Origin of the sequence: Comamonas sp. Tr-654, assembly GCF_011752915.1 — a bacterium.
GTDB lineage: Bacteria > Pseudomonadota > Gammaproteobacteria > Burkholderiales > Burkholderiaceae_C > Comamonas.
In genome coordinates, this window is sequence record NZ_VWWQ01000006.1 from 48,127 (window position 1) to 73,034 (window position 24,908).

At 56.2% G+C, this 24,908-nt stretch carries 22 protein-coding genes and 2 pseudogenes; 9 read left to right on the forward strand and 15 right to left on the reverse strand.

Translation table 11 applies throughout. The features are described from left to right. Window positions 1-121: 121 nt before the first annotated feature. The gene (locus tag F3J24_RS18285; protein ID WP_167009485.1) at window positions 122-403 is read left to right on the forward strand and encodes a hypothetical protein; all 282 of its coding nucleotides are present in this window, start codon (window positions 122-124) and stop codon (window positions 401-403) included. Window positions 404-491: 88 nt separating this feature from the next. Here the strand turns inward: F3J24_RS18285 and F3J24_RS18290 are convergent, their stop codons facing one another. Next, entirely contained in the window at window positions 492-1,121 is a 630-nt protein-coding gene (locus F3J24_RS18290; RefSeq protein WP_167009487.1) for a glutathione binding-like protein, read from the reverse strand. A gap of 144 nt (window positions 1,122-1,265) precedes the next feature. Here F3J24_RS18290 and F3J24_RS18295 point away from each other — a divergent pair, with 144 nt between their 5' ends. After that, window positions 1,266-1,583 carry a helix-turn-helix domain-containing protein gene (locus F3J24_RS18295; protein WP_167009489.1) on the forward strand — a complete coding sequence of 106 codons (318 nt, stop codon included), beginning with the start codon at window positions 1,266-1,268 and terminating at the stop codon, window positions 1,581-1,583. A gap of 101 nt (window positions 1,584-1,684) precedes the next feature. Here F3J24_RS18295 and F3J24_RS18300 read toward each other — a convergent pair whose 3' ends face one another. The 7 genes from F3J24_RS18300 to F3J24_RS18330 form a co-directional block, all read right to left on the reverse strand. After that, window positions 1,685-2,041, reverse strand: a complete 357-nt coding sequence (locus F3J24_RS18300; RefSeq protein ID WP_205244858.1) for a GNAT family N-acetyltransferase — start codon at window positions 2,039-2,041, stop codon at window positions 1,685-1,687. Between the two features lie 172 nt (window positions 2,042-2,213). Then, the gene (locus F3J24_RS18305; RefSeq protein WP_167009493.1) at window positions 2,214-2,459 is read right to left on the reverse strand and encodes a hypothetical protein; all 246 of its coding nucleotides are present in this window, start codon (window positions 2,457-2,459) and stop codon (window positions 2,214-2,216) included. A gap of 919 nt (window positions 2,460-3,378) precedes the next feature. Continuing rightward, window positions 3,379-3,606 (reverse strand): hypothetical protein, encoded by a 228-nt coding sequence (locus F3J24_RS18310; RefSeq protein WP_167009495.1) that lies wholly within the window; start codon window positions 3,604-3,606, stop codon window positions 3,379-3,381. A 654-nt stretch (window positions 3,607-4,260) separates the two neighbouring features. After that, on the reverse strand, window positions 4,261-4,692 hold the full coding sequence (locus F3J24_RS18315) for a hypothetical protein (RefSeq protein WP_240154382.1): 432 nt from the start codon (window positions 4,690-4,692) through the stop codon (window positions 4,261-4,263). Window positions 4,693-4,953: 261 nt separating this feature from the next. Then, window positions 4,954-5,262, reverse strand: a complete 309-nt coding sequence (locus F3J24_RS18320; protein WP_167009497.1) for a hypothetical protein — start codon at window positions 5,260-5,262, stop codon at window positions 4,954-4,956. A gap of 329 nt (window positions 5,263-5,591) precedes the next feature. Then, window positions 5,592-5,807, reverse strand: a complete 216-nt coding sequence (locus F3J24_RS18325; RefSeq protein ID WP_019043953.1) for a hypothetical protein — start codon at window positions 5,805-5,807, stop codon at window positions 5,592-5,594. 128 nt (window positions 5,808-5,935) lie between these two features. Next, window positions 5,936-6,388 carry a hypothetical protein gene (locus F3J24_RS18330; RefSeq protein ID WP_167009949.1) on the reverse strand — a complete coding sequence of 151 codons (453 nt, stop codon included), beginning with the start codon at window positions 6,386-6,388 and terminating at the stop codon, window positions 5,936-5,938. Window positions 6,389-6,665: 277 nt separating this feature from the next. On the opposite strand from F3J24_RS18330, the gene F3J24_RS18335 reads away from it, so the two are divergent. Beyond that, a complete protein-coding gene (locus F3J24_RS18335) occupies window positions 6,666-7,739 on the forward strand; it encodes a linear amide C-N hydrolase (RefSeq protein WP_167009499.1) in 1,074 nt (357 codons plus the stop codon). A gap of 401 nt (window positions 7,740-8,140) precedes the next feature. Further along, window positions 8,141-8,980 carry an SDR family NAD(P)-dependent oxidoreductase gene (locus F3J24_RS18340; RefSeq protein WP_167009501.1) on the forward strand — a complete coding sequence of 280 codons (840 nt, stop codon included), beginning with the start codon at window positions 8,141-8,143 and terminating at the stop codon, window positions 8,978-8,980. Between the two features lie 152 nt (window positions 8,981-9,132). Here F3J24_RS18340 and F3J24_RS18345 read toward each other — a convergent pair whose 3' ends face one another. Both F3J24_RS18345 and F3J24_RS18350 read right to left on the reverse strand, forming a co-directional pair. Next, window positions 9,133-10,491, reverse strand: coding sequence for an EAL domain-containing protein (locus tag F3J24_RS18345; protein WP_370527746.1), 1,359 nt, complete (start codon window positions 10,489-10,491; stop codon window positions 9,133-9,135). A 439-nt stretch (window positions 10,492-10,930) separates the two neighbouring features. Continuing rightward, the gene (locus F3J24_RS18350) at window positions 10,931-11,197 is read right to left on the reverse strand and encodes a DUF1488 family protein (RefSeq protein ID WP_167009503.1); all 267 of its coding nucleotides are present in this window, start codon (window positions 11,195-11,197) and stop codon (window positions 10,931-10,933) included. A gap of 203 nt (window positions 11,198-11,400) precedes the next feature. On the opposite strand from F3J24_RS18350, the pseudogene F3J24_RS18355 reads away from it, so the two are divergent. Then, window positions 11,401-12,233: pseudogene (locus F3J24_RS18355) on the forward strand (IS5 family transposase). Between the two features lie 327 nt (window positions 12,234-12,560). Here F3J24_RS18355 and F3J24_RS18360 read toward each other — a convergent pair. The 3 genes from F3J24_RS18360 to F3J24_RS18370 form a co-directional block, all read right to left on the reverse strand. After that, a complete protein-coding gene (locus F3J24_RS18360; protein ID WP_205244859.1) occupies window positions 12,561-15,041 on the reverse strand; it encodes a TonB-dependent siderophore receptor in 2,481 nt (826 codons plus the stop codon). A gap of 506 nt (window positions 15,042-15,547) precedes the next feature. Beyond that, complete coding sequence (locus tag F3J24_RS18365; RefSeq protein ID WP_167009505.1) at window positions 15,548-16,633, reverse strand: FecR family protein; 1,086 nt, start codon at window positions 16,631-16,633, stop codon at window positions 15,548-15,550. Continuing rightward, on the reverse strand, window positions 16,630-17,286 hold the full coding sequence (locus F3J24_RS18370) for an RNA polymerase sigma factor (protein ID WP_167009506.1): 657 nt from the start codon (window positions 17,284-17,286) through the stop codon (window positions 16,630-16,632). The genes F3J24_RS18365 and F3J24_RS18370 overlap by 4 nt, the downstream gene beginning before the upstream one ends. A gap of 821 nt (window positions 17,287-18,107) precedes the next feature. Here F3J24_RS18370 and msuE point away from each other — a divergent pair. The 3 genes from msuE (at window position 18,108) to F3J24_RS18385 (ending at window position 20,944) form a co-directional block, all read left to right on the forward strand. Then, window positions 18,108-18,809 (forward strand): FMN reductase, encoded by a 702-nt coding sequence (gene msuE / locus F3J24_RS18375; protein ID WP_167009507.1) that lies wholly within the window; start codon window positions 18,108-18,110, stop codon window positions 18,807-18,809. 43 nt (window positions 18,810-18,852) lie between these two features. Next, window positions 18,853-19,836, forward strand: a complete 984-nt coding sequence (locus F3J24_RS18380; RefSeq protein ID WP_167009950.1) for a DUF1852 domain-containing protein — start codon at window positions 18,853-18,855, stop codon at window positions 19,834-19,836. Between the two features lie 82 nt (window positions 19,837-19,918). Further along, complete coding sequence (locus F3J24_RS18385; protein ID WP_167009508.1) at window positions 19,919-20,944, forward strand: methionine synthase; 1,026 nt, start codon at window positions 19,919-19,921, stop codon at window positions 20,942-20,944. A gap of 411 nt (window positions 20,945-21,355) precedes the next feature. Here F3J24_RS18385 and F3J24_RS18390 read toward each other — a convergent pair whose 3' ends face one another. After that, a complete protein-coding gene (locus F3J24_RS18390; RefSeq protein WP_167009509.1) occupies window positions 21,356-23,071 on the reverse strand; it encodes a Na/Pi cotransporter family protein in 1,716 nt (571 codons plus the stop codon). Window positions 23,072-23,554: 483 nt separating this feature from the next. On the opposite strand from F3J24_RS18390, the gene F3J24_RS18395 reads away from it, so the two are divergent. Then, window positions 23,555-24,037 carry a site-specific integrase gene (locus F3J24_RS18395; protein ID WP_370527747.1) on the forward strand — a complete coding sequence of 161 codons (483 nt, stop codon included), beginning with the start codon at window positions 23,555-23,557 and terminating at the stop codon, window positions 24,035-24,037. Window positions 24,038-24,345: 308 nt separating this feature from the next. Here F3J24_RS18395 and F3J24_RS18400 read toward each other — a convergent pair. Continuing rightward, window positions 24,346-24,885, reverse strand: a pseudogene (locus tag F3J24_RS18400) (IS110 family transposase); the annotation flags it as partial. Window positions 24,886-24,908: the final 23 nt, after the last annotated feature.

A 24,908-nucleotide genomic window follows, 5' to 3' on the forward strand; every position in this document is an offset into this window, starting at 1 on the left:
CCCTGAGGAGCCCCGCCACTGCCTCCAGCGACTGACATGCTGACAGGATCGGGCAAAGATAACCGCCCTGCCCCGGACTACGATGGTTACTCCCACACAACCATCACCAAACAAGGCTGCCATGCCACACCAAATCCAGAAGCTAGAACAACTGCGCGAATTCACGCTGGGCATGCAGGCCGCGTTCCTTGCAGTCATGGGGGCCCTCATCAGCACACACCCCGATCCCAAAACGCTGCGCGCTGTTCTGGAGCTATACCGACAACGCGAACTTGCCTATATCGAAGACAAGGAATTGTCGAAGCCCGTGCTGGACGCGTTCCTTCAAATGTGGGCCCGGGTCGACTCAGAAAGCCAGCACTCCCTGAAAATGCGTCAGCAGCAACTTCGATCTCGGGGCTGAAGCATGCATCAAACTGGACCCACATTGCGCCGGCCTCCGACATGCCTGCTCCTGCACATAACCTTCGCTGCCGTGCGCATTGCGAAAGCTATTGCAGCCCTTCTGCGCTCAGCGCCTTTCTCACCGCGGGCCTCTCACGCATACGCAAATACCAGCTCCTCAGATTTTCGAGACCATCGAAGTGAATATTGGCCTTGTATGTGGGAAAAAGCCACTCGGCCTGTCCCCATTGGGTTAAGGCATACAGGTATGAATCAGCAACCGAGTATTCGCCCGTTAGAAATCTCTTTCCCGCAAGTTGTGCGTTGATCCACTCGTAGCGTTTTTCAAGCTTGGGCTTTGCTGATTCTGTGCCATACCTTCCGGCTTGCACCGGATAGAGCAGTGGTATGAATCCCTTGTGGATTTCAGAAGTTAAAAAATTAAGCCATTCTTGAAGCCGGTAGCGCTCCATGGAGCCATATGCCGGAGCTAGCTGCAAGTCAGGGCTGAGGTCCGCAAGATACTGCAGTATGGCCGGGCCTTCACGCAGCAAGCTGCCGTCGTTCAGCTCCAGAAGTGGAGCATAGCCAAAGGGGCTGAGGTGCAGGAAATTTCGCCCATCCTCGGTCACATGCGTTTTGTAGTCCACCTTGATGGGTGTGAAGTCCACCTCCAATTCGTAAAGAACGATATGAGGGGCTAGCGAGCAGGCCGCGGGGATGTAGTACAGCTTCATCGCAGTATTCCGATCTATGACATGCGCTGTGACATACAGCGCTGAAGGCTAGTTTTCATCGACCGGCATAAAATCGAAAGAAGGCAAAAAATCTGCAGATAGGTTAAAAAAATATACCTACGCCGCCGTTTGGAGAGATGTGCTATGAGGGTCAGTGTCAGTGGCTGCTCAGTCGAAGAGGCCATGCGGTTGCTGGGAGGTCGATGGCGCTTATTGATAGTCTCCTATCTTGTAGATGGACCCAAGAGATTCAACGAGTTGCGCCGAGACATACCAGGAATTTCGCAGCGCTCACTGACCTTGGACCTGCGTGCTCTCGAAGAGTCAGGCCTGGTCAAAAGAACGGTGTGGCCCAGTGCTCCCGTCCGGGTCGATTACGAGTTGACGCTCGATGGCGAGCGCTTGAAACCCGTAGTCAACGTAATGAAAGAGTTTGGGATGTGGCTGAAACAAAAAAGCTAGCCCTTCCCGGCAGGCCAAAGATGAAGCCCTCTTGAGTCTGAAGTCTCAAACTCTGCGGCTGCTCTGGTCACAAGCTGCCCCCTGCACAGAACCCGAAGCAGTTATGCGCGCTGCTTTCTCAGCCGTATATCGCCGCTCCCAATATCGAATTCATCGCCCCATCCGAGGTAACGATAGAGACGCGCAGCTCGGCTTTCTTTTGCGGTCTCAAGCCAGGCTGATGCATGTTGCTGAAATAAGGCTTGCTCACAGGCATGGGTGAGGGCTGTTCCGATTCCGCATCCTTCATGCCTGGGCAGTACAAATAGCGCAAACAGACATGCGCTGTCCAAGTCCACCATGGCGAACCCGACGACCTCATCATTGACAGCGGCAACCCAAGAGCTAGGAGCACCGAGAACCGCCCGCGAAATGGAGTCTGGTGTGACACCGATGGCAGACAGTTCCTCTGCGGTCATGGTGTTCTCCCCAACAGCGGCTCTGACTCTGAACATGGCATCCACATCGGAGACGGACGCTGGTCGAATTTGAGGAGTAGGAGCCTTGCTTTTCATCGCCAAATTCTAGGTGACCCACGCTGTGACCAAGCAATGAGCGAACGCATCTGCGCAGCATAAAGCGACACATGGACTACAGCTGAGTCAGTTCAATCGAATCCGTGAATCGCAGTGCTTCATCAAGCAAGCTTTGCAGCGCCACGGCCGCTATGGTGCGATCCACGAGGTGATCAATAAAATAAAACCCGTCCGGCTCTACAGCGTAGCCATACGCATCGCACATCAACTCTCTATTTACTGCATTTGGCAGCTTTCGAAGCAAGACAGCGGGGTCGTAACTGCCCGGCACAGAAAATCTGATTTTGTACTCTAGTCCCATGTCTCTCGGTCAGGCTTTAGGATAGTCGAGCTTATCCCACTGCCAAACGCGATGAGCCGCTGCCTATATGGCGGTACGCTGCAACTGCTCCGGTCAGCCATAACCATCTATAAGCTTCAGCTCCCGCTTCTAGCGGGCTTTTTTACGCCCGCCAGTCGTCTCGGATTTCATTGATCACCCAGGCCACCAGCACGGCCAGGATCCATAGGCCAACCATTTGCACCATGAGGGTAGACATCGCCGCTCTCCTTGAAGTGCGTGATGCCCCCAATGGTGCGCCCTCCTCGCCCGTGGTTCAAGCGCCAACAGCTCGGCCAATGCGGGCTTTCACAGCTCTTCGCACGTCAAATGGGATAGTAAAAAGGCTTCTTGGCTAGAATTTATTCAAAGCACAAGGCTAGCATTTCTACACTTCATCCACTATGGCAAAACCGCTGAATTGGGTCCCCGGCTTATGCATCGGCACGGTAGGGTAAGAGAAGGCGTCACGGGCGATAGCGGGATACAAAAGATCGACGTTCGCTCAAGTCAGTATTCCTCTGTCCTGGATGGAATCAGCAACAGGAACATCGAAAGACCACGCGAAATCCATCCGCTAGGCCCATACGGCAGTGAGACATTCCGGGAACCCAAGAGCAGCAGTGCTCGCAGAGCAGTCGGCACCAGGCCCTAAGCGGCATCAGGGACGCCTGATTCAGCCAGGACAGACGGCCAATGAGCCGCCCTGAATCAGAATGATTAAGTCTCTTGGGTTCCAGCCATCTTCGGATGGCTTATTGGCGTCTGGATATTTTGAAATGTGAGTCTTTAAGCCGTACGCGGCTTGCATGCGCCCTCCCCTGCAGGGCTTTAGCGGTGACTTCACCGTGATTTCACCCCGCCAAGCGGGGCTTTTTATGCAGCAGAACTGGCCTCGGGGTCAGTACTGCGAGCGCCAGCGGTCATCCGAACGTCTGTCCGGGCGATTGGGTCGCTGGTCCCGGTCGTTATCCCAGCGGCCCTGCTCATACTCATAGCGGCCCCCACGATCGTTGTCGTAGCGGCCACCGTGGCCGTGACCGTAGTACCCATCGTGCGGCGCAACGATACATCCACCCAGGGATGCAGCAACGGCCGCCACAGCAGCCAGAGCAGACAGTTTCTTCATGGCAACTCCTTGTTCGTTGTTGCCACCAGTCTAGAACTCATAGTCAGACCGGCCTGTAAACAAATATTCCCCGCACCCGCCATCGGTAACGGTTCTTGATGTCAGCCCGCAGCATCCGCTCGCGGGCTTTTTTGCCCACAGGAGATCTCATACCCACCCGTACCGACCATGTGACCATTGATGAAGACCTCGTGCAGCGCCTGGGCGAGAAAGGAGGCTTGTGAAGTGGCCGCGCATCCATGCCCTGGCTCTTGCGCTGCTTCTGGCCGCCCGGCTCCTGCTCGCTTCTGCTTGGGGACAAAGCTACTGATCGCCCTGCAATGGCTGCTGACCCTGTTTAGCCTTTTCTGTCTGATTGGCGCAGCCGTGGTGATGGCACTCACGCCCGATGCATGGCCGATGTAGGCGCGACCGACGCAATTTTGTTCACCGCCTCGCGCAGCGCTACGGAGTCACCCATGACAGGCATTCTTGAAGGCCTGCTCCTCATCGTCGGCCTCTGCATGGGACTGGCCAGGTTGGCCCTTCGACCCAGGCCGGTGAACCCTCCTACCCGGCCAAGGCACTGCGCGACGAGTTCGCATGCCCGGACATGAAGGCCGAATGGCTGGACACCAAGACCGTGCAGTGTCTGCGCGAGGCTCCATCTGACCACTATGGGCTACCGGAGCGCATTTTTTCCTGGTGAGAGCTCAAGAGGCTGCCCATCATTTGCTCGACAGCCTGCAAATATTGAACATTGGCCTTGGGGCTTCTGGCATTCAGCGATAGCCAGCCATGGGCCCGCTCCAAGGCAGCCGAGGTGTAGAAATACTTGTCAACTGCCGTGCCACTGCGGTTCGCATTGGCCGCAATCCGTTGCGATGCCACGTCAAGGTACAGGCAGAAATCACGCGGCTGCCTCCAGCACTCCGACACAGCTCCCTTCAGCCCAGCGATGCCATGCTCTCGATAGGTATTCAAGGATTCTGAAGCGGCTTTATTGACTTGAGCGGCGACTACATTGGTGTTTTGCCCGAAGCAATCCAAAGCAAATGAAGTGGCGCAAATGGACGCGATACCAACTGCAATAGCTTTAAATCTCATGGCATGAAACGCTTAATTAAAACGCAATTTCACTATCTCATTTTGATAGCACCCAGATCATTCTCTAAATCCAGGCCATCCGAATTATTTCAATTCTTCATGGAAAACCATAGGTCGCAATCAACAGGCAATGTGAAGCCTCCAACGGCAGGAGGATGATCGCCTGCCGCATTGCCGAAAGCTGGCTAATCGATCTGCTGGGGCAAGCCCATGCCCAGTCATTCTGACCCGCCCCCTTGAAAGATTCACCCTGAGAGCGCGCTAATAGCCCCAGCTATGGCCTCCCGGGTAGGTAGGACCGCCACTCAATCCAGAACCTGGCCAAGGCCACAGGCTGCCTTGATTTTCATGACCGTCATTGCCGCGATCAGGTACGCGATCACGCCCCCAGTCATTGTCAAGGTCGTTTGAGTGATCCGGCTGACGGATCTCTTTGTTTTGAAGATCCTGATCCGCATTCTTTTCTACGCGGCTGGAGCCCGGATTCGTGCCTTGCCCGCCGACAGGCGCCTGAGCGGCGCATCCCGCCAGCATCAAGGCAACCGCAGCCAATGCGAACAGCTCTTTCATGGCCAGCCTTTCTACAAGTATTGCTGGTATCAGCCTATTCCTGCCAGGGAACACCCGTGTAAGGCGATGTTCCTGCGAAAGGGAAAATATCGACCCGAAGACACGCTCCCCCATTGACCTGCCATTTCATTCCACAGCAACTACGCTCAAGAACAGGACTGTTTATCGCCTTGCCGATGGCCGGCAAGGCGATCTGCAAGTGTTCAAATCGGCCTGCAAAGATCGTCTGGGCGGAGCGCCCGCGCATGCATGCCGCATCGCTGAACGACAAGACCCACGCAGAGCTTGAAAGAAATGCCCAGGTGGCTACGGCGTGGCTTGCACTTTCACTACATATTGCTGCGCACAAAGAATGGGCCGTCCCCGCCAGTCCATGGCTGCATATTGCGGCCGTACATCCAGCGATCACTGTCTGCCCCCATGCTCATGGAGCCCATGGGCTGGCTGGCACCCTGGGCCGGCATCGAACCCGAATCCCGCCCCGGCATCATCGAACACCCCGCCAGCATGCTGGCAACTGCCGCAATCAGAAGTAGCGCTTTCATGACAACCCCTTGAGAAAGTGAAGTCTCTCAGGCTAGTCCTACTGCACACCTCGCTTGTAAGTGCTTGTTGAACGGCCGGTTTGCCTACCCAGTTCGTATGCCTGCCCATCCTCAGGCCTTGGCAGCGATCAGGGGTGGCCTTTGAACATCTTGTCCCGATGCGAGATCAATGTACGGCTCATCACCTGATCCACCGCATATAGATACTGGTCATTCGCCAATTGGCCGCGACCGTTGGGAGCGAGCCAGGTACGTCCGCGCTGCGACACGGATGCCGCGTAGAAGTACTCGTCCAGTGCAGAGCCTGTGTACGTCGCGCCCACCGCAATACGGTGCGACGCAAAATCCAGGTAAAGGCAGAAGTCGCGCGGAGCTTTCCAGCAGTCGGACACAGCGTCAGTCAACCCTGATACGCCGCCCCTCTTATAGACCTGCAACGAATCAGCAACAGCCTTCTTCACATCGCTTGCAATGGAGTTGAGCTCCCTTGCTGCCACCTTTTCAGACACAGTGGCGAAGCAGATGGACGTCAGCAAGAACGCTATGGCTTTTGTTTTCATAACAGGACACACAAACAGCACTTCCAATCACTCAATTTGCTATCTGTGATCCATTTTGAGCCTGCGGGCATTTTGAATTATTGCAGTGCAGCAAGAAAACCGACAAAAGCATCCGCCGTGGCTTTTCTGAGCAAGAAGCCTTATTGCCCTGGAGCCTGGCCATTCAAAGGCAAACGCAGTACTGCGGCCATTCGCAGCTCATGGCCACATATATGCCGCAGCGGCCCCATCGATATTGCTTACCCTTGGCCTATGGCATGCTTGGCACCATTCACATTTTTTAACCGTGGAGGCTCTGATGAAGATGAACATGCCATGTATCCGCCCTCATGTGGCTGCTTTTGTGCTGGGAGTTTCAGGTCTTGCGGCGGTGTCCAGCTCCTGGGCATGCACCCGGCTGGTCTTTCAAGGCGCCAACGGTCATGTGATCACGGCGCGATCCATGGACTGGAAGAGTGACATCGTCAGCAACCTCTGGGTGCTGCCGCGAGGCATGCAGCGCACGGGCGAAACCGGCCCCAACACCGTGCGCTGGACGTCCAGGTACGGCAGTGTCATCACCTCGGGCTATGACATTTCCACCACCGACGGCGTCAACGAGGCCGGCCTGAATGCCAACCTTCTGTGGCTAGTCGAGTCTCAATACCCCAGCTTCGGCGCCAAGAGCAAGCCGGGTCTGTCGATCGCCGCCTGGGCTCAATATGTGCTGGACAACTTTGCGACCGTGCAGCAGGCCGTGGCCGCCCTGAGCGAAGAACCCTTCACCCTGGTATCCGACACCATGCCTGGCGAAAACCGGCTGACCACCGTGCACCTCTCCATCTCCGATGCCAGCGGTGATAGCGCGATCGTGGAGTACATCGGGGGCAAGCAAGTCATCCATCATGGTCGCCAATACCAGGTCATGACCAACTCGCCAACCTTCGACCAGCAACTGGCGCTTAATACCTATTGGAAACAGATTGGCGGCACCACCATGCTGCCCGGCACCAACCGTGCTGCAGACCGCTTCGCCCGCGCTTCGTTCTACGTCAACGCCATACCCAAGGATCAAAGCCCGAACAAGGCGCTGGCCAGCGTCTTCAGCGTGATCCGTAATGCCTCCGTGCCGTACGGCCTGAATACCCCGGAAGAGCCCAATATCTCCTCCACCCGCTGGCGCACCGTGTTTGACCACGAACGCAAGCTGTATTTCTTTGAGTCGGCGCTGACGCCCAATACATTCTGGGTGGACCTGAAGGCACTGGACTTCAGCAAGGAAAAAGGAAAAGTCATGAAGATCGATCTGGGACCGGACCAGAATCACACCTATTCCGGGGATGCAACCCAACAATTCAAAGCGTCGGCGCCATTCAAATTTCAAGGCCTCTGAGCATTTCGCCGCGCTTGATTAACCCCGATCCCAACCCGCACCGAGCGGGTTTTTCTTTCTGAAGAGCACGGCACCAGCCCATGCTGAGTGTCCAATCAAGCAGCATCTGCGCTGCCACCGTTCTAACGCGACAGGGGTACAGACGTCATCCAATGGCACCCAGCACGCCCCAGAAAATCCCTGACTGACCAACAAGTAGGAACGCTTCAATGGGCGCGTATCCCTAGTCTCATCAGACGATTTTTCTCAACGGCGCCACTCCAAGAATCCGGCTGATGAATTGCTCTATCTTCAACGGACGCATCGTCCTTGATCCGCCGATTGGAGTGCATGAGCCTGAAGCCAGACCGAAGAATCTTGATTCGTCTGAATGTTCCTAGTCCCTATCGTAAGGAAGTGGCATGTCGTATACGTTGACTGGTTTTGAAGGCAAAGTAGCCGTGATCACTGGTGCTGGCCGGATGCGCAGCATCGGTCGGCCCATCGCACTGGCATTGGCGCAGGCGGGTTGTGATGTGGTCTTGACAGGCACGGGCCGCGCCCCCGAAACCTATCCAGAAGATGAGCGCAAGGCGCGTTGGCGCGATATCGAATCGGTGGCAGATGAAATCCGCCAGCTCGGGCGCCGCGCCCTGCCAGTGGTTTCCGATGTCAGCAATCCAGAGTCCATCGATGCACTGCTTGCACGCACGATCGCAGAATGGGGGCGTGTGGATTTTCTGATCAACAATGCCGGTGCCACCCGCGGCGACGACCGCATTCCGGTGACAGAGCTATCCATCGATACATGGCATCGGGTGATGAATGTCAACCTCAACGGAACCTTCTATATGTCTCGGGCATTTGCAAAGCAAATGGGGACACAGGGAAGCGGCGGCGCCATCATCAATATTTCATCGCTGGCAGCGCAGTTGCTGGCACCGGACACCGGCGCCTACGCCACCACCAAGGTGGCCATCAATGGCCTGACCACCATCATGGCGCGAGAGCTTGGCCCCAAGAAGATTCGCGTGAATGTCGTGGCTCCAGGCATCGTGGAAACAAGCCGACTGGATGATGTGCCGCGCGGCAAGGTATGGGACGACATGGTCGCTGGCTATATCTCTCTGGGTCGCCCAGGTACCGGCGAAGACATCGCCCATCTGGTCACATTCCTGTGCAGCGATCAAGGCGAATGGATCACTGGTCAGAACATCTATGTGGACGGTGGTCACCTTCCCACGCCACGGCGTCCAGCATGAGTTGTCTCACATTCAGACCGACTGGGGCTTTAATCAGCAACGGCCATCACTGAGCCCCATCACGCCCGCCGCAGAGCGGGCTTTTTGCATACTGGAGCGCTATGTTCAGGAACATGATTCAAGCCCAGGAAGCAGACGCCCCAACCAGCGCCTCAAGCCCTGCTTGACTTGATGGACTCGGTCAAATCTGCAGCCAGCTTGGGACGTCCGAAGAGATAGCCCTGAAATTGGGCATAGCCAAGATCGACAAGCATGGTGTGCTGGCTGTGGTCTTCGACACCCTCGACGATGGCCTCCATCCCCATCAGCTCGGAAATCTCCAGGATCTTCTTCAGCAGGTTTTTGGAGGAGTCGTTTGACTTGGCATCCTTGATGAACTGCCTGTCGATCTTGATTTTCTGGACGGGCAAAGACTTCAGTATGGCAAGCGATGAGAACCCCGAACCGAAATCATCGAGAGCCCATCGGATGCCGAAGTCCCTCAATTGCTGAATCTTCAAGCTTGCCTTTTCAGCATCCATGCTCAAAGCCGACTCTGTCAGCTCAAGCTCTATCAGACCGGGATCGACTCCAGCAGCCTGCACCACCTTGATGACATCGGACACAAAATCATCATCTATGAGTTGGACCGGACTCACATTGACCGCAATGTACTTGTTCTTCAGCAATGGATCTTCAGACCACTCTCTCAGCAGATTGCAGGACTGGCGCAGAACCTCAAGACCAATATCTCTGATCAAAAAGCTCTCTTCCGCCAATGGAATAAATTTGTCTGGAGATAAAAGACCACGCTCTCGGTGCATCCATCTGACCAGAGCCTCCGCACCCAACGGCTTTCCATCCTTATCAACTTGAATCTGATAGTGCACCACTATTTCATTTTTTGAAACAGCCTGGGCCAGATTAAATGCCAAGTCGACTTTTTCATTTAAATTGGCAATATAGATTTTCAGGATGCATGCCAGCACCAGCGTGGAAAATAAATAATTGCTGATGCAGCCTATCCATCGAATATTCTCAGGCGGAGAAATACTGGATACATCCATATCCATGAGTCCAACGCCGAAGACTGCAAAAAGAATCAAGCACAATCTCGGAAAAATAATCCCCATGTACTTATCTTTTTGATTAAAGACAAATACCACCCCGATTGCAAGAGGCAAAAAATACACATGCGCAGAGCGGGGAACATCTTCTATAGGGCTATCAATCAAAGAGATGGCGAACACTATCACCAAGAGTGCATGCGCTATGCCAGCAAGATATTGGTAGCTGAATTTCTTGGCCGAGAAATAAGAACAGACGCCCACAAAAAACAGCGCCACAAAAATCAAAGCCAGATCAATTCTGGAAAAAAATGAATAGCATATCGTCCAGAAGATCCCGAGCGAGGTGCAGACCAGCGTATTCAGCTGTAGAAGAAGTCTGATTTTAATAGCCCTGTCACTCTTCGGAAATTTCTTTCCCAGCCACTCCACTTCTCTATAGTGTGTCTGCTCTTTATCTTCCACATCTACCAATTTAAATTACTCCATGCTTTTAAACCAAGTAGATGTTGTCAACCTACAAATGAGCTCTCTTAATAATATCTTACAATTTGTTTCAATGTGTTATTTTTTCACTATACATATTTTTCAATTGATAGCGAGCACATTAGGTGCATATCAATGACATATAGGCGGCGCAGATAGAAGCCGCATGACCCAAAAGCAAATGCGCTGTAGCCAAGGCAAAGGCTGGCGCGTCTCAGGCGTCCAGACCAGAAAGCCGAAGAAGACAAGGCAGACGCACCAGCAGCTTGCCCAAATGGCACACAAAACAGGCAGCAAGCCGCCAGAGCCATTGGATCAAGCGGCGCTGCTCAGCAATGCAAAGAGATGGCTATCAAGACCGGCTGGGAGAGGTTCAGCCTCAAAAGATCAAAAAGACCCGCCCAGGCCCTTCGCAGCTCTATGGGGGTGGAATATCACCCACACGAATGACGACAAGCTCCTGACCCTGATCGTGCTTTGTCGCGGCCAGCCCATGGATTGCTTGCCAATGGGCCCTGTAAGCCGCCAGGTTCTGCTCCGATCCGGCAAGGTCCTTGGCTCCTGCCAAACGCTCAAGCGCGTCGCCACTGATAGCCGCTGATCGAGTCTCACCGCTGGCCGTGTAGGCAAACACAACCCTGCGCGGGCTCATTGCATACGTTGCACCGGCATCCATCTGATCCATACATGCCTCACTGAATTCATCAGCAGAAGTTTACTCATAGCCCTCCACTATGCGAGCATTTTTTGCATTTCGAATGCCCGATGAATCACAAGGCTCATAAGCCCTTTCGTCACAGCAATGCACCGAAATCCTGGCCGGTATTCAGAGCCGCTAACGCCACCTTCCTTTGAGGTCAGCCAGAAGCATTTATGCCTCTGGCCCTCATGGCAAGACAACCCGTTAGCAAAGAACTGTGGCGACAGCTGCAGCCCCTGACCCCAGCCTTCACACCTTCCGTCAAAGATGGCGCACGCAAGCTCACCGTGAGCGATGAAGCAGCGCTCCATGGCATTCTGTTCGTGCTGCAAACAGGCATCCCATGGGAAGACTTGCCTCAGTCCTTGGGTTACGGCAGTGGCATGACCTGCTGGCGGCGCTTGCGTGACTGGAATGCCAATGGCGTTTGGCAGCGTTTGCACCAAGCCATGCGGGTACGTCTGCGTGAGCATGACCATATTGATTGGAGCCGAGCCAGCATAGATGGCTCCTCGGTGCCAAGCCCCCGGGGGGCCAGGAAACGGGCCCCAGCCCCACGGACAGAGGCAAACTCGGCTCCAAACGGCTTATCGTCGTAGATGCTAGAGGCATCCCACTGTTGATCCTCGTCAGTGGTGCCAACAGGCATGACTCCATGATGTTCGAGAAGTGCATGGATGCGATTCCAGCCATTGCCGGATTGCCGGGGCGGGCACGCAAGCGGCCGGCGAAGCTGCATGCGGACAAAGGCTAGGATTGCAAGCGCTGCCGCGCCTATCTCAGGGGACGAGGCATTGCCAGCTGGATTGCCGGGCGAGGTGTCGAGAGCAGCGAAAAGCTAGGCAAGCATCGCTGTGTTGTAGAGCGCACACACGGCTGGTTTGCAGGCTTTGGCAAGCTACACATCTGCTTTGAAAGGCGGCTAGATATCCACGACGCATTGCTGAAACTGGCCGCTGCGATCATCTGTGCACGCTTCGTGGATAACCGGCATGCAAACTTGCGGCCAAATTTCGTCTAGATTGCCCAGTGTCGAGTGACCGCTCCCGCCCAAAGCAGACGCTGAGTAGACGCTGGCCAGTGATCTTACGAGCGACCGCAATGGGTCGATTGCTGGCCGACGCGAACGACCGCTAACGGGTACCTCAGGTTTGTGGCGCTACCCAATTAAATCTGCCATTCGGCGACAGACCGCTCACAGGCTGAAGCGGTCTCCTGCAGGAATTCACCCAGGACTGCTTCTGGCCGGTCGCGGCTGTCGCAGTTTGACCCAAAGCGAACATTCGCCTAAACGACGAACGCCACGAGCGAGCCCGCGGCGTTCTGCACTCACGGAGTCTGAACGTGGTCAGAATCGCCCACGCAGCGTCAGCATCCAGTTGCGAGGCTCACCGTAGTAGTTACCCAATGTCGACGTGCCTACCGTTCGGTAATACCACTTGTCAAACAGGTTGTTGACGTTGAGCGAGAGCTGCCAGGTTGGGTTGATACGGTACTCCACGAGTGCGTTCCACACGGCGTAGCCACCCTGCGTGTATGCAAAGGGAGTGGAGGGACCAGTCCAGTTCTGTGCGGCCTCGTTCCATGTCGCAGCCGTGCCCTTGACATACTGCTTGCTGTTGATCGTGGCACCTGCGCCGATCTTCCAGGCCGACGCTTCGCCCGGCAACTGCCAGGTTCCAAAGAACTTCAGCGAGTGCTTGGGCGTGATGGTGCTGAACACCGCATTTTCGGTCTTGTTGCGGTTGCTGTTGTAGGTATAGCCAGCATACAGGTTCACACCCCGCGCCACCTCGCCGTTGATCTCCATGTCCAGACCCTGGCTCACCACCTTGCCGGAGTTGATGTAGCAGCATGCGCCGGCGAACAGCGTTTCGCTGGTCGGGTAGCGAGTGTCCTGTATTGCACGATCCTTCTGGACCACGTGGTATAGCGCGAAAGATGTGTTGAGCTTGCCGTTAAACAGTTCGCCCTTCACACCCATCTCGCTGTTACTGCCGTGCATGGGTTGCAGCCCATTACCCGGCGCTGGTCCTGACTTGTAGTAAGCCTGCGGGTTGAAGATCTCCGCGTAGCTGGCATACGCTGACCACTGAGGGCTGAGATCGTAGATGACGCCGCCGAACGGAACGACCTGCGTAGGTTCCTTGTACTGTGTGGCGCTAGCGATACGCCATGTGTCGGTCATCTGCCAGCTACTGTTCAGATAGGTGCCGTAAATCTGTTGGAACTTGTATTTGTTCGCACGTGCACCTATGACGACCTTGGTTCTGTCCGCGACTTCAAGCCTCAGCGTTCCATAGACTCCATACTGCTTCGTGTCATTCGGCTCATAGCTGCGAAACAATTGGCCACGGGCCAAGTTTCCGGATACATACGGGGTCGAACCGATATTAAAGAGATCAGCCACCTGCCCCGTCGCGCGCTCCACAGCGAAGCTCTGCCATCTGCTGTTGATGTCTTGCATGTCGGCGCCCACCAGCAACTCATGCGTGCGCCCCAAGAGATCGAAGGCTCCACTGAGGTTGATGTCAACCATCTTCTGCCTGTTCCAGCTGTGCTGGTCCGAGCCAACCCAGCGCGATCCCGCCATGGTGACGGGATTCACGGCACCTGAAACATAGCCGCCATTGACATCCCTATCCTCCTGGGTGATCGTGGCGTTGGCACGCAATGTCCAGCGCGGTGCCAGCCTCCAGCTCAGCTTGGCAAAAAGCTCGGTGGATGTAGTGTCCTCGAACGCCCATGGAGCGGTCAGCGCAGTATTGCGAGGCAGGCGCAGGTCGGCGCCGTTGCTGTATCGCGGAAAGCCTTGAGGTGTGCCATTCTCCTTGATGTGCTGGTACCTGCCGCCCACGGCCAGCACCGCGTCTGGACCCACATCGGCCTCCAAGACACCATAGAAGGTGGGCTTCTTAGTGGAGCGCAGATCGGTGAAGTATTTGCGATCCTCATAAGCGAGCACTGCACGGCCTCGGAGCTTTCCATCAAGTGCCAGGGGGCCGGAGGCATCGACTTCCGTCCGGTAGTTGTTCCAGCGCCCGGCACTGGTTGTGAAATTGAACTGCGGCTTGGATGTGGGCATCTTGCGCACGAGGTTGACAGCGCCCCCGGGATTGCCCGTTCCATTGAGCAGGCCAGCTGCTCCGCGCAGGACTTCGACGCGGTCGAACTCGGTCATGTCATAGGAGATGAAGGTGTAGTTGCCGCTGGACGTGGACATAGGCGCACCGCCATCGATCTGCACGCTGTCGATGGCGAAACCGCGTGAATAAATGTCGGTCAGACGGTGGCCGCTGTCCTGCACCGTCAGTCCCACGATCTGCTCGGCCGCCTTGCCCAGATCGGTGATGTTCTGATCGTCCAGACGCTGCTTGGTGAGCACGGACACCGACTGCGGCAGCTCTCTCATCGCCTGAGCCGTCTTACCGATCGTGATGCCGTCGCTCGTGTAGGAACCCGTCCCCTCGGTTTCCCCCAGGCGCCTGGCCTCTACCCGCACTTCTCGCAGCATGGAACCTTGCTCCTCGGGCGTCGCCGGCGATTCCTTGATGGTGAACAAGCCCGGACTGCTTTGCCGGGCGGCCATTCCCGAGCCTGTTAGCAGGCGCTTGAGCGCCTCATCCGGAGAGTAACGGCCGTCCAGTGCGGGAGCCCGTAGCTGGGCAAGCTTGTCTTCATCGAACAGCAACTGCTGCCTTGCCTGGGCAGCGAAGGCACGCAGAGCAGTGGACAGTGGCTGAGCGGGGATGCTGAAGGCCACGGAGTCCTGCTGCTGCGCCTGTGCAATGGCAGGCATTGCCAGCGTCACCAGTGCTCCAGCCACCATGACGGCCAAGGTGCTGTGCTGGGCGGAGAAAGTCGCTGCACCACGATTCCGGCCATACATGGCCAATATATTGCTCGCCAAAGCGCTCCTGAGTTTTCTTGCTCGCATTTGAATTCCAGTTCTATCGTCGATGCGCGCAGGCAGCGGCCTGCACGGGCGGCGCGCGTCATGCGGGCAAGATCAATAGGCAGCCTGAGGCCAGGCGAGCGCATCACGCACCTGGTACGGAAGGCAAGCTTTCCAGATAGTCACAGGGAGGTATGCGACCACACCGGTGCGGCAACTTTCGTCGGCCAACTGTGTCTTGCGAGCATGGAGCTGCGCATGCTTGGAGACCGTTGGCTGGATCGGAGAAGGCGCTGGCCTTCAGCATGCTGGCTGGCAGTCGAGAGACTCAATGAATTCGAGTCCCTACAAATAAAGAACGCATGCAGGAGCCAAGTCAGAACCGCGCCACATCATCAATTTGTATCAAAATGTTTTAATGTATTCGCCTAAGTCGTGACTCAGCGACGGGAGATGCTCCAGCCGCCGTCGACCGTTTGCTGCACGCGCAGTGGCAGCAATTCGGGGAGTGCCTGCAGGAAGAGTTGCGGGCTGGCCGTGGACAAAACGCCTGACACGGACTGCCGCGCCAGGTCCTGACTGGCAAGCTCAACGGGCTGCCCTAAGTAGCGTGAGAGTTCCAGAACCACGTCACCAAGCGGCGCCCGCTGGAACTGAATTTGGCCCGTGCGCCAGTCGCCCACGGTGGCAGCAGAGGCGCGCAGGTCGCTGGTCTGCCCTGTGGCAGGGTCGATGGACAGGCCGCTACCCGGGCCCATCCGCAGCACCCGGCCCAGGCTTGCATGGCGATCGGGCCGCACTTCGACCTTGCCTTCGAGTACCTTGATGACGATCTGCGGCGGCGCGGCACGCACGTTGAACGCAGTACCGACCACCTTGACTTGGCTGGCACCGCTGTCTACGGTGAAAGGACGGCTGGCGTCGGCGGCAACACGAAAGAAGGCCTCGCCCTTGTCGAGCAGAATTTCACGGCGGCCCGGGTAGTAGTGCACCTGCAAGCTGCTGTCGATGTTCAACGTGACGCTGGAGCCGTCGGGAAGTTCGATGACACGGGTTTCTCTGTGGCCGGTAGCCACGTCAAGCGTGAAGCTGGCCGTGTTGCTCCAGTGGTTCCAACCATAGCCACCGCCCGCGAGCAGCATCACGCATGCACAGACGACTGCCGACGCCCAGCTGCGACGGCCCCAGGTGGCCGTTCGCGTAAACGTTGGCTTGCCTGGCGGCGAGACAGAAGGCCGGTCAGGCACAGCCGCCATGGCTGGGCGGCTGCGGGTCTCCTTGCGCCAGGAAGGACTCATCGCCAGTGGAATCTGATGCAGATCGTGACCGATAAGGGACATGCCCTCGAAGGTTTCGCGATGCAGTGCTGCTTCGGCCAGCCAAGCCTCCAAAGCGCGCTCCTCGGCACCCGTCCAGCCGGGCTCGCTGCGGCGCATGAACCATTCAGCGGCAGTTTCATGCACGTCGATCAGTGCCTGGGCCGACAGGCCTTCTGGCAGGGGGGCGGGTCGCGAGGCGTCAGTCATGGAACGTCCTTGCGCTCTACGGCGCCTTCTTCGCTGAGGTCGTGGATCGTGTGCAGGCGCTGCATCTGCTCCACACTGCCGTATTTCACGCGCAGATGGCAATAGGCCATGGCCCTGTTGAGGTGCTTGGCGACCATGCGTGGGGAAATGCCCATGACGGCAGCCACCTCGTCGTGGCTCAGGCCGTCGATGCGGTTGAGCAGAAAAGCCTGGCGCTGGCGCTCCGGTAGCTCGGCCACAGCCTCGTTGAGGCGCGCTATGCGCTGACGATGTGCAGCGACCTCCAGCGGGGAAAGAGCATCGTCGACACGTAGCGACTCCAGTTCCTCGCAAGCAGTCTCCATCGAGACGGCTTCGAAGGAGCAATCACGTCCGCTCTTGCGCCAGTTGTCGGTGGCAACGCTGCGCGCGACGGTGCTGAGATAAGGCCTCTCTTCCTCCGGCCCGAGGGTTTTGCCTGAAACGGCCATACGGACAAACAGATCCTGCGTGGCATCTTCAGCCTGCTCCCGATCGCGGCTGCGCCCTTGGAACAGCCGCACCAGCGGGTTGCGCCAACGTCGGTACAGGGAGGTTAACGACGCGTCATCGCACGCCGGTTTGGCGGCCTGCGTCTGCGCACTCTGTGCGACGGATTGCGGGTCCAGCTTCATGGCCTGACCAGTGTTTCTTGCACGGCCAGGAGAGACACTCGTGAACCTGCCAGGGCGATAAAGATGCCAGCGGAGAAAAACGAAAAGATAGCCACAATGCACGCAGATAAGCCTTGATCCGAAGTGGCGATGCTCCTACGTCGATAAACAACGAGGTCCTGGCGGACTTGGCTATGTGCGGATGTCGATTGGCTGAATTGAACTTTTCCAATTCTAGTGCTGCTAGAAAGCGCCAACGAAAAGATGGACGAGCCTGACGCACACACTGGAGCGATGAATGCACCCGATCACTTTTCCGTTTGGGTAATTTTTCGCGAAATATGACAAACCGTAGTGCCCGCGTCTGGCCGATAGCATGAATGCACGGGTGTGCCAGGAAGCAGACACCCGATACGCGAGCTTGGTTGGAGAAGTCCGCTGTCAGCGAGGTCCATGAACTGCTGCTGCCGGCCAAGAGCAGTCGACTACCGCAGACTTCTGAACGACGGCTTGAGGCTGGGCACAGCCTTTGCAATTAGAGCGGCGAATGCTGTCGAAGGCCAGAAAGCCGTCATGTCATTCACGCCGCCCAACGCTCTAAGAAGAAGCTGAATAGCAGTTTGCCAGACAGTCCGGACCTTGCCTCGTCTATCAAGTGATTCAGACCGAAATCAAACCCGCCCGCGTTGACGCGAGGAAGGCAATCAGATTGAGCACTTCCTGCGGTCAGCTTCTCTTGCATTTCATGTCGTAGCTCAGCGTTGGTCCGCAGGTCTACCTCACTAGTATGCGGCTCCCAACTCAGCACGTATTTCGAGCAACTGGCACCCGCTAGGGCTGGCATGTCCAATTATTCGAATGAACAGAATTCATGGATTTATGAGATAAAACCATTTTACGTCATTGAATCGTATCTCTACGATTGGCGCTTATCGACAGTCAGCACCGTCCAAGAAAGCCGCCATGACATATCCCTTCGCGTAGTCGCCGTTGCCGGCGGATTGCAGCGACCCTCCAAATCCGCAGCGTTGTCAAAGCACTTGTTGGACCTGATCGCCGACGAAATCCCTTGCCAAGCACGCATGGTCGAGATAAGTGCTATAGCACCTCAGCTCGCAGGCGCGCTTTGGCGCTCTCAACTGCCCGCAGCGGTAGAGCAGGCGCTTGCAGCAGTAGAGCAAGCCGATGTGCTGGTGGTCGTCACTCCGGTGTTTCGTGGTTCCTACACGGGACTGTTCAAGCACTTCTTCGACTTCATCGATCAAGACGCACTGGCCGACAAGCCCGTGCTACTGGCGACTACTGGTGGCAGTGAGCGCCATGCCTTGGTGATCGACCATCAGTTGCGGCCGCTATTCAGCTTCTTTCAGGCGCGCACCTTGCCTCTGGGCGTGTATGCAGCCGACAAGGACTTTGCGAACTATCGCGTGCAGAACGAGGCCCTGATTGAGCGGGCCAAGCTGGCGGTCCAGCGAGCATTGCCGTTGCTGGAGCTGACAGGTCATGCCAAGTCAGCCGCAGTCGACGAAGCAGTTGCGCTCTGAATCAACACCAGCCTTTTCACAAATATTCGGTCACCGGATTGCCATGAACGAAAAACCCAGTTTTACCCTCCAGAGCATTCGCTTCGATGAGAACTATCAGCCATCGGACAGCACGCGCATCACCACCAACTTTGCCAACCTGGCCCGGGGAAAGAGTCGACAACAGAACCTGCGCAGCACGCTGAAAATGATTGACAACCGTTTCAATGACCTGGCGCATTGGGACAATCCGACGGGAGAGCGCTATGCAGTCGAGCTCGAGATCATTTCTGTCGAGATGAAACTGGACACCAAGAGCAGCAATGCGGCTTTCCCATTGATCGAGATACTCAAGACCAGCATTCTCGACAAGAGGGCAAACAAGCGCATCAATGGCATCGTTGGCAATAACTTCTCCTCCTACGTGCGCGATTACGACTTCAGCGTCTTGCTTCCCGAGCACAACGTCAATCGCGCGGAATTCAGCACTCCGGCCGATTTCGGCGAACTCCATGGCCAGTTGTTCAAGCAGTTTGTCAAATCGAGCACTTACCAGCAGCACTTCGATAAGCCGCCGGTCATCTGCATCAGCGCCTCGACCAGCAAGACCTATCATCGGACGGGGAACCAGCACCCTGTGCTGGGTGTGGAATATCAGCAGAGTGAGCTGTCATCGACGGACCAGTATTTCGCAAAAATGGGAATGCAGGTTCGATTCTTCATGCCGCCGAATGGGGTTGCACCACTGGCCTTTTATTGCGGCGCTGACCTGTTGAGCGACTACACGAATCTCGAGCTGATCGGCACTATCAGCACGATGGAAACGTTTCAGAAGATTTACCGCCCTGAGATCTACAACGCTAATTCAGCTGCAGCAAAACTCTATCAACCGAGTCTGAAAAATCAGGATTACTCTTTAACGCAAATCGTCTATGACCGCGAGGAGCGCAGTCAACTCGCTGTCAAGCAGGGGAAGTTCGCGGAGGAGCACTTCATCAGACCGTACAAGAATGTGCTTGATAAATGGGCTGCTGCTTACGCGCACTGATACCGCTGCAGCGCTCCCAGACTCGGTGCCAAGTGCACCGGCATGACTCCACACACCCTAATAGCTTCAAAGGAATATTCCGATGTTTGAAACCTCTATCGCCGGCAGCCTGCCAAAGCCAGCCTGGCTAGCCGAAACCAACAAGCTCTGGCCTCAATGGAAGGCTGAAGGCGATGCGCTTGTTCAAGCGAAGGCCGATGCAACCTTGCTGTGGATTAAGGCTCAGGAAGATGCGGGCCTGGATATCGTGTGCGACGGCGAGCAATCGCGCCAGCATTTCGTGCATGGCTTTCTTGAACAGGTCGAGGGCATCGATTTCGTGAACAAGGTGAAGATGGGCATCCGTGACAACCGCTATGACGCAATGGTGCCGCAGGTGGTTTCGGCACTGCGTCTGAAGGGCCGAGTGCACGCCTTCGAGGCGCAATTGGCGCGTGCACATACGAAGAAGAAGCTGAAGTTCACCTTGCCTGGCCCAATGACCATCGTCGACACGGTGGCAGATCGCTTCTACGGCGACAAGGTCAAAATGGCTTTCGCCTTTGCCGAGCTGCTCAACCAGGAGGCCCTGGCATTGCAGGCCGATGGCGTGGATATCATTCAATTCGATGAGCCAGCCTTCAACGTCTACATGAAAGATGCCGCTGATTGGGGCGTTAAGGCGCTCGAGCGCGCTGCGCAGGGCCTGACTTGCACGACAGCGGTGCATATCTGCTACGGCTACGGCATCAAGGCCAATACCGACTGGAAAAGCACTCTGGGCGACGAATGGCGCCAGTATGAGACGGTGTTCCCCGCCCTGGCTAGCAGCAGCATTGATCAGGTCAGCCTGGAATGCATCCATTCCCATGTGCCGCCTGACCTGATGAAGTTGCTGGTCGGCAAGGACGTTATGGTTGGTGTGATCGATGTGGCCAGCGACGTGGTCGAAACTCCCGAGGAAGTCGCTGACACCATTGGTCGTGCTTTGGAGTTTGTGCCCAAGGAGCGACTCTTCCCCTGTACCAATTGCGGCCTGGCACCGATGGGCCGCGATGTGGCCTGGCGCAAGCTGAAGGCTCTGGCAGCAGGCACCAAGCTGGCCAAGGAGCGGCTCACCGCGTTGTGAAACGCCTGTGCGTACCGTCAACTCATCTTTTCAGATTGCTTGAAGAGTCAATGTGTATTGACATACACGGATGATCGCAAGGCGACAAGACAGGCCTGAAGCGATTTTTGTGGCTGCCACCGCTGCCAAGCAGCCATAAAAAGACAGCTGCCCATTGACAGGATCGGGTACTTGCCAGGTCCAGCTTGTGGCCCAGCGCGCCCCCTCCAGCCGAGCCCGCCATCTGGTCAGATTCTCTGTTTCTGGTATCGACAGAATGAGTAACAGATCATCTGCAAAATAGCGGCCCCTTACTGCGCTTGCCGATAAGGCACCGCAAATTCGGCGTGGCAACGATTGCCGCCCCTCGTATCTTCAATGCCGCTCACGGCCCCCTTTGCGAATAGACGAAGCCGCGGTGTAAAACTCATCTCAAGAACGCGTTTGGTCTTTCGAGGGCTCTGTCATGGGCAGGGCGTTAAGTGACAGGCAAGCCTTGGCAATAGCCCGCGACAGTCTGGCAATCTCGTTGAGATGCTCAATCATGTCACTGGTAAATCGATAGCTCACAGCGTCTGCTTGATTGCGAAGCTGCAACACGGACATCGTATGCCGACGAGCTATTTCAGCCTGGGCCTCGATTTCAAGCTTCGCTTCGACAATGCTTTTGACCGTCTCGGGTACCGGATGAACAATTGCCTTGACGGCAAGCTCAAACTGCCGCATCACGGTTGCTGCGAAGCCGGAGATTTCATTGCTTCGCAGATGCTCGTTGTTCGCGCCAGGAGACATGCGTCGCTGACTGCGTGCCAGCACGTGGCTGATGGTCGCTTCCCTGATGGAATCCAGGCAGGTGCTGATACGAGTCAGGTCTACCAGTTGCTTGCCTTCTTCGTCTGTGTGAACGCCTTCAGAGAGACTGCCTATGTAGGTCAGTATGGAGGTGCTCAAAGCATCGATGGACTTGTCCTCTTCCACCAGCGTTGCCAGATCCTGCCTGTTGTTTTCGACCACCGATCCAACGCTGTGCTGCACCTGTTTCAATACCTGTTGGCCCAGCACCGTGAGCTCCAGTTGAACCCTGGAAATGGCCAGTGCGGGCATATGCACCAGGGTCTCGTCAAGATACTGCGGCTGGCTGGAAGATTGCCACTTGTTGTGTGTGGATGGAGCCAGTCTCTCGGCGAGCCTGCCGATGGGCCCTGTGAACCAGATCAGGATAGTGGTGCTGAGCACGCTGAAGATGGTATGGGCATTGGCGGCCTGGCGCGGCATTTCAGCTGCGGAACGCGCTGCTCCGGTCAATTCAGGCGCAGATGGAGAAATGTGACGAATGAAGTCTGCAAACTGCGGAATCACAAATACCAGAAACAGCACGCCAAGCAGGTTGAAAATCAGATGAACGAGGGCCACCTGCACTGCTTCCGATGCCTTGCCGATAGAAGCCAGCAAAGCGGTGCCGCAGGTTCCAACGTTGGCTCCGAGGATCAAGGCAATCCCTGCTTCCAATGGGATAAGGCCTTGACTGCCCAGCGTAATCACGATGGCCAGCGTGGCTGCCGAGCTTTGCACAACGGCGGTGAACACGGCACCGGCCACGATACCCAGCCACGGGTTGCGCATGTTTTGCATCGCCGAGATAAAGGGCTCATAGCTACGCAAAGGACGCGTGGCATCGCCCATGAACTCGATCCCCAGGAACAGCATGCCCATGCCGAGCAACGCCCGTCCCACCTCGCGCAGTACCTCGCTTTTGGCAAAGCTGTGCATCAGAAAACCGCCCGCAAGCAGAAAAGGCGCAGCAGCCGAAATATTGAAGGCAATGATCTGAGCGGTCAGGGTTGAGCCAATGTTGGCCCCCATGACCAGCGGTATCGACTGCTGAAGCGTCATGAGACCAGCAGACACAAAACCGATCAGCAGCACGGTGGTGATGGTGGATGAATTCAATAATGCCGTGATGCCTGCACCTGCCAATACTCCCCGGAAGCGATTGGCGGCAAGAGTGCCCAGCAAGGCCTGCAAGCGTGAGCCTGCAATCGCCTTGAGCGCTTCGGTCATCAGCTCAAGTGCAAACAGAAACAATGCCAGGCCGCCGACCAGAAGGCCAGCGATCTCGATCAGGTTAGGTTCGACTCCAAGCTGCATGGCTATGGTTTTCCTAAAGCTGCAAGGCTGCAGAACACTTTGATTCTTGCCTCTGGGCTCGCCTCATCACGGTCGAGACCGGCCTCTTTCGTCGATAACCAAGGCTGACGCCAAATCAGCGATAGGCTCCAACAGCGATGAGACACCAGGGGGGAATTTAGTACACACATGGGCCCATGCGAAGATGGCTTCTTCAAAAAAGCAAACCATTGCTCACTCCCAATAATCGACTTCGCAATATTTTCCAGTCCTTCCCTGTTCGAACATATAGTAGCCATCCAATTCAGCATCGAAGGCCCATCGATCGACTTGGAGTGATTTTGAGGTGACTTCCTGCGCACCAGTAGTTCCAGTAGCAGTGATCAGGATTAATGATGGACAAGGCCACTCACTGAAACACGCCAATCGCTTCCACGAGATTTTTCACCTGCCATTGCATGCTGCTGGAGGTCTGCGCGCCCTGAGTCATCAGCTGCACGGCCCATGCTCCAATTTTGGTTTGAGACAAGCCTGCGTCCAGGCGAGCTGCAGGCGTTGCAGTGGAACCACATCGATTGGGATCGATCCGTTGCCCGGATAGAGCTCAATCAGGTCGCAGGCGTGATCAAGGGGCCTAAGACAGCCGCTGGCATCCGTGATGTGGAGCTGTCCGCAGAGGCAATCGCTGCGCTGCGAGCCCAGCGCTCTATTTCCGAGCTCAAGGGCGAGCCATGGAGCACCGACGCCCAGATCCGCAAAACGCTCTGGCAGCCGGTCTGCAAACGTGCCGAAGTGGAGTACCGCAACCCGTACCAAGTCCGCCACACCTATGCCTCGGCCCTACTGACGGCTAGCGCCAATCCCTGGTACGTGGCCAGCCAGCTGGGGCATGAGGATGTGGAGATGGTTTTCCGCACCTACGGCAAATTCATCAGGGATGACTACCAGAAGCCCAAACCGGAATTCCGCATTGTGGGAGAAAAATGATCGGTGCGATTTCGGTGCGATTTGAAGGACACCACAGGACACCAAAAGGCAAAGAAAAACCGCCACACACTAGGCTTTCCTAGTGTGTGGCGGTGTCTTGAATGGTGGGCTGGCGTCAATTGAATCATCTTCCATAAACCTTATGAAATAACAATTTCATGAAAAATTTCCCTGCGATTGTTCCCCATGTTGTTCCCCCGATATGGCTCAACTAAGGCTGGACTGCTTTGGAACGAATGGTTCGATTCCGGGCTCACTTGAATTCTTGTACCCGCTCCAGACGCATTAGCCTAGTTTGTCCGCTGTTCAATGCGACGCACCTGCTCGTTCAGACTCTCCATCAACATCGCTGGCAAGCGCTGAACTGCATCAGCAAGCGCGTCTGGCATTGCTTTGAGCAGTGCGCGATGCCTTTCGGGCAGCACAAGGCCGAACTCATAGAGAATGCCTCGCAGTTCATTGGTCTGCATGATGCGGCTCTTCATGAGCTGCGCCCGGATCCGATGCAACGACAACACGACCTGCTGCGCTTGGATCTTTACTGGCACAAAGCGCATGCCCGGTTGCTGGCAGGCTGTCCAGATCGCCTGTGCATCCGCGGCATCTGTCTTGTTGCGCTGAACGAACGGCCGGACTTTGCGCGGAGAGATCAGGCGCACTTCGTGCCCCAACTGCGCCAAAGCGCGAGCCCACTCATGCGCGCCGCCGCAAGCCTCCATCACCGCGAGCGATGGCTCGCGGATGGCAAACCATTCGAGCAAGCGAACCCGCTTGAGTTGCGGCCGTTCTATGCTGCCCGTGTCGTGTTTTGCAGTAATGGTAGAATTCTCGACCGAATTTGATTGCAGTTTTTTCCAAAGAGGAAGGCAAT